Raw genomic sequence first — 3,735 nt, 5'->3', positions numbered from 1 at the left:
CTTTTTGCGTCTTTCAAACACATCAGCAGGAGGCACGCATGGCAGACGCAGCCATTCATGGCCATGAACACGAAGACAATCGCGGATTCTTTACCCGCTGGTTCATGTCCACCAACCACAAAGATATCGGTATCCTTTATCTCTTTACCGCAGCGATCGTTGGCTTCATCTCCGTTGCCTTCACAGTTTACATGCGCTTGGAGCTTATGGAGCCTGGCGTTCAGTATATGTGCCTTGAAGGCGCGCGCATGTTTGCGGATGCTGCCAGCGAATGTACGCCAAACGGCCACCTCTGGAACGTTCTAATCACAGGCCACGGCATCTTGATGATGTTCTTCGTTGTGATTCCTGCGCTCTTCGGCGGTTTTGGTAACTACTTCATGCCATTGCAAATCGGCGCGCCTGACATGGCGTTCCCACGGATGAACAACCTGTCCTACTGGATGTATGTTGCAGGTACGACGCTGGCGGTTTGCTCCGTTCTGGCGCCGGGCGGCAACGACCAGCTTGGCTCCGGTGTGGGCTGGGTTCTATACCCACCGCTCTCCGTTCGTGAAGGCGGCATGTCCATGGACCTCGCGATCTTCGCGGTGCACGTTTCCGGTGCCAGCTCGATCCTTGGCGCGATCAACATGATTACCACCTTCCTGAACATGCGCACACCGGGCATGACCCTGTTCAAAGTGCCACTGTTCTCATGGTCGATCTTTGTGACATCATGGCTTATCCTTCTGTCCTTGCCGGTTCTGGCGGGCGCGATCACCATGTTGCTGACGGACCGTAACTTTGGAACAACCTTCTTTGATCCAGCAGGCGGCGGCGATCCGATCCTTTACCAGCACATTCTCTGGTTCTTCGGCCACCCAGAAGTTTACATCATTATTCTTCCGGGCTTCGGTATCATCAGCCATGTCATCGCGACATTCTCTCGCAAACCGGTCTTTGGTTACCTGCCAATGGTTTGGGCGATCATCGCGATTGGTGCACTCGGGTTCGTCGTTTGGGCGCACCACATGTACACGGTTGGTATGTCCCTGACGCAGCAGTCCTACTTCATGCTGGCGACAATGGTCATTGCGGTTCCAACCGGTGTTAAGGTCTTCTCTTGGATCGCCACAATGTGGGGCGGCTCAATCGAATTCAAAACACCTATGCTTTGGGCGTTTGGCTTCTTGTTCCTCTTCACCGTCGGCGGCGTGACAGGCATCGTTCTGTCCCAAGCAGCTGTGGACCGTGCATACCACGACACCTACTACGTCGTTGCGCACTTCCACTACGTGATGAGCCTTGGAGCGGTCTTCGCGATCTTCGCGGGCATCTACTTCTACTTCCCCAAGATGTCTGGCCGCATGTACCCTGAATGGGCAGGCAAGCTGCACTTCTGGGCGATGTTCATCGGTGCAAACCTGACCTTCTTCCCACAGCACTTCTTGGGTCGTCAGGGCATGCCACGTCGTTACATCGATTATCCTGAAGCATTTGCTTACTGGAACTATGTCTCCTCATGGGGCGCGTTCCTGTCCTTCGCATCTTTCGTCTTCTTCATTGTCGTTATCCTCTACTCCCTGCGCGCGGGCGCAAAGGTGACAGAGAACAACCCATGGAACGAATATGCGGACACGCTGGAGTGGACACTGCCGTGCCCACCCCCGGAGCATACTTTCGAAATTCTTGCAAAGCAGGAAGATTGGGACAAAACACCAGCGCATTAAGCGTCGGCGTTTAACCTAAGAACAGACAAAGCCCCGACGCATCCCGTCGGGGCTTTATTTTTGAGTACCATGCAATTCCCAAACGAGTCCCCAAGCCAAACGCACTATGCCCTATCAATGGTCCAATACATCGCCTGATGGCCCTCGCACGCTCACGCTCTGGCCTCACCAGTCATTGCCCCCGAAGGGCATGGCAGCCTTTGTGCTTGCGACCTTCACAATGATTACCCTGCCCCTCTTTGGTTTACTTGGCACCAAATTGCTCTGGGCGCTGCTGCCTTTCCTGCTGATGGCGGTCTTCGGCATCTGGTACGCGCTGACACGCTCTTACAAAGACAGACGAATCCTCGAGACACTTACCCTGACAACAGAACGCACCCGCCTTGATCGCATCAACCCGCGCGCGCCGGATCAACATTGGGAATGCAACACTTACTGGGTAAAGGTCAGTCTTCACCCGACAGATGGCCCCGTGCCAAACTACATCACCCTCACCGGCAACGGACGAGACGTTGAAATCGGAGCGTTTTTAAGCGAAGAGGAACGCATCACCCTTTACGGTGAGCTCAGCGCCAATTTGCGCGCTCCTTTCTAAGACAGGCACCCCGCATATGCATGAACAAGCCCAGCTCGCAAAGCTACGCCGCGCGCTTATCCGGCAGGTTGCCCGCTTCGGCGGCGCATCGGTGCTGCGCAAGCTTGCGATGAGCAAAGCCGAAGCGGCCGCACTCGCACTGCGTTCTTGTCAGAAAGCTGGCGCGCCCGCCCCTGTCACAACCTTTGCCATTCCGCTCGTCGGGGCGCATCAGGTCAGCGACTGGTCCATCATCGAAGCCACCCTGGCACGCACGCTCAAAGGGCTGATTGCCCAAAGCGATCCGAATTGGCGCGCCGTGATCTGCTCGCAAACCTGCCCTGACGCTGTTGCGCTGGATCCACGTATAACACACCTGCCGTTTGACACGCCCGTTGAAGGCCACGACAAGGTCGCCAAACTACAAACGCTCACCCGTCATTGCCTGAAAGATAGCCCGCAATCCGGTTTCTTCATGCCGCTTGACGGCGATGATCTGCTGCACCGTGATTTCGTTCAAACACTACACAAAAAGCCGACGCATGGCATGCTGGTCTGTGCAGGCTACATCGTAAATGCTGCAAGCGGCCGCGTCGGCCTAACCCGGGATCGCAGCCTTGGCGCGCTAGGGCAAAAACCGTTCTGGAAGTTTTGCGGCAGCTGCATGGCCCTACCCGTCGGCTCTGCACCCGAAGCGGAGGCCGGCTTTTTCGCAGCGCTAAGCGAGCACGAACACAGGCTCTACCCCTACCTCGCGGAACTCGCAGGTTATCGGCTGCACCACAGTCAGACACCGCGCGCACTCTACATTATCAATCATGGTGAAAACTTCGAAAGCCGCCGGGGTCGCGGCGGCTTTAAACAGCGCTTTGTAGAACGCTTTGCTGTTAGTAACCCAGATCAGCTCGCAGAACTGATAAAGGCTTTCCCGGGATCAGAAACCCTGATTAACCCGCGCACAGACGCGTCTTAACGACAGGCCCGACAGCACCGAAATCCATCTGGCCGGTGTATTTGGATTTTAGAATCCCCATCACCTTGCCCATATCGCGAATTGATTCTGCACCAACCTCTGCGATGGCCTCATTCACAGCCTCGACAACTTCGTCATCTTCAAGCTGGCGCGGCAGGAATTCTTCGATCACTTTGATCTCCGAGCGCTCGCGCTCTGCCAGATCAATCCGCCCGCCTTCTTCATAGGCGCGTGCGCTTTCAAGGCGTTGCTTGGCCATTTTGCCAAGGATGCCAAGAACTTCGTCCTCGCCGACGCCTTCGTCCCGCCCCTCGGCGCGCGCATCAATATCGCGATCCTTGATAGCTGCGTTAACCAAACGAAGCGTCGAAAGGCGGTCAGCCGCCTTGTCACGCATTGCTTGCTTTAGTGCTGCGCTGATTTTATCTCGCATAACGTTTTCCAAACCCATCCCCTGGCTGGTGAGAGCCTTGGAC

The 3,735-nt window shown here is 55.8% G+C and carries 4 protein-coding genes; 3 read left to right on the top strand and 1 reads right to left on the bottom strand.

The window, feature by feature from the left end:
- The first annotated feature begins 38 nt into the window (after positions 1-38).
- The 3 genes from ctaD (at position 39) to WBC85_RS01430 (ending at position 3,259) form a co-directional block, all read left to right on the top strand.
- Complete coding sequence (gene ctaD / locus WBC85_RS01440; RefSeq protein WP_424432905.1) at positions 39-1,712, top strand: cytochrome c oxidase subunit I; 1,674 nt, start codon at positions 39-41, stop codon at positions 1,710-1,712.
- A 106-nt stretch (positions 1,713-1,818) separates the two neighbouring features.
- Positions 1,819-2,307, top strand: a complete 489-nt coding sequence (locus WBC85_RS01435) for a DUF2244 domain-containing protein (RefSeq protein WP_424432903.1) — start codon at positions 1,819-1,821, stop codon at positions 2,305-2,307.
- Positions 2,308-2,323: 16 nt separating this feature from the next.
- Positions 2,324-3,259, top strand: coding sequence for a hypothetical protein (locus tag WBC85_RS01430; RefSeq protein ID WP_424432902.1), 936 nt, complete (start codon positions 2,324-2,326; stop codon positions 3,257-3,259).
- Here WBC85_RS01430 and WBC85_RS01425 read toward each other — a convergent pair.
- Positions 3,234-3,692 carry a GatB/YqeY domain-containing protein gene (locus WBC85_RS01425; RefSeq protein WP_424432904.1) on the bottom strand — a complete coding sequence of 153 codons (459 nt, stop codon included), beginning with the start codon at positions 3,690-3,692 and terminating at the stop codon, positions 3,234-3,236. The genes WBC85_RS01430 and WBC85_RS01425 overlap by 26 nt on opposite strands.
- Between the last annotated feature and the right edge of the window lie 43 nt (positions 3,693-3,735).

It is taken from the genome of Planktotalea sp. (assembly GCF_049680325.1).
Lineage (GTDB): Bacteria > Pseudomonadota > Alphaproteobacteria > Rhodobacterales > Rhodobacteraceae > Planktotalea.
Note: the sequence above shows the minus strand (reverse complement) of the source record. Positions and strands in the feature narration are given on the sequence as shown.